The following is a 1,506-nucleotide window of genomic DNA, read 5'->3' on the forward strand; positions in this document are numbered from 1 at the left end:
CGCGAGGACGCCGCCGGCGGAACCCGACGAGTCGGTCGCCGTGCCCGAGTCGCCGGACCCGCACGCGGCGAGGACGGGAAGCGCCAGCCCGGCGGACGCGGTCGCGGTGAAGCGGCGGCGGGAGACGGAGTGCTCGCTCATGGGGTGGCCTCTCGATCAGCTCGACGGGTGCCGCCCACCGTAGGCCACCGCACCCAGCGGCATGGGCGGCAGGCCACGGCGCCGACCGGTGCTAGGTCGTCGCCTTCCGCTTGGCGGCCGACTTCTTGGCGGCGGCGTTCCTCGCCGCCTTCTTGGCCAGCCGCGTGGGCGGCTCCTCCTTGGGCGCCACCCGGCCGCGCGGCTGCTTGGCCGCGCGTCCCTCCAGCAGCGGCACCAGGTAGCGGCCCGTGTGGCTGTCGGGGTGGGCGGCGACCGTCTCCGGCGTGCCCTCGGCGACCACGATGCCGCCGCGTGAGCCGCCCTCGGGACCCATGTCGACCAGCCAGTCGGCCGTCTTGATGACGTCGAGGTTGTGCTCGATGACCAGCACCGTGTTGCCGGCGTCCACGAGCTTGCCGAGCACCAGCAGCAGCTTGCGGATGTCCTCGAAGTGCAGGCCGGTGGTGGGCTCGTCGAGGACGTAGACCGTGCGACCGGTCGAGCGCTTCTGCAGCTCGCTGGAGAGCTTGACGCGCTGCGCCTCGCCGCCCGACAGCGTGGTGGCCGGCTGACCGAGACGGACGTAGCCGAGGCCCACCTCGCACAGGGTCTTCATGTGGCGGGCGATCGGCGGGACGGCCGCGAAGAACTCGGCGGCCTCCTCGATCGGCATGTCGAGGACCTCGGCGATGGTCTTGCCCTTGTAGTGCACCTCGAGCGTCTCGCGGTTGTAGCGGGCGCCGTGGCACACCTCGCACGGGACGTAGACGTCSGGCAGGAAGTKCATCTCGATCTTGATGRYGCCGTCGCCSKRGCACGCCTCGCAGCGGCCGCCCTTGACGTTGAACGAGAACCGGCCCTGCAGGTAGCCGCGCACCTTGGCCTCGGGGGTAGCCGCGAAGAGCTTGCGGACGTGGTCGAAGACACCGGTGTACGTCGCGGGGTTGGACCGCGGGGTGCGGCCGATGGGCGACTGGTCGACGTGGATCACCTTGTCGACGTGCTCGGTGCCGCTGATCCGGGTGTGCCGGCCCGGCACGGTCCGGGCGTTGTAGATCTGCTTGGCCAGCGACGTGTAGAGGATGTCGTTGACCAGGGTCGACTTGCCCGACCCGGAGACGCCCGTCACCGCGCAGAAGACGCCGAGCGGGAAACTCACGTCGACGTTGCGCAGGTTGTTCTCCTTGGCACCGTGCACCGTGAGCTCGCGGCCCTTGGTCCGCGGGCGGCGTATCTCGGGGACCGGGATCTGCCGGCGTCCCGAGAGGTACTGCCCGGTGATCGAGTCGGGGTGCTCGTAGAGGTCCTTGACGCTACCGCTGTGCACGACCTGGCCGCCGTGCTCGCCGGCGCCGGGACCGATGT

1 pseudogene is annotated in these 1,506 nt (G+C 71.0%); it reads right to left on the reverse strand.

Annotation, left to right across the window (positions count from 1 at the left end):
- Nucleotides 1–232: 232 nt before the first annotated feature.
- Nucleotides 233–1,506 (reverse strand): annotated as a pseudogene (locus tag ACXJKL_RS20965) (excinuclease ABC subunit UvrA); the annotation flags it as partial.

This window comes from Nocardioides sp. P5_C9_2 (assembly GCF_054049555.1).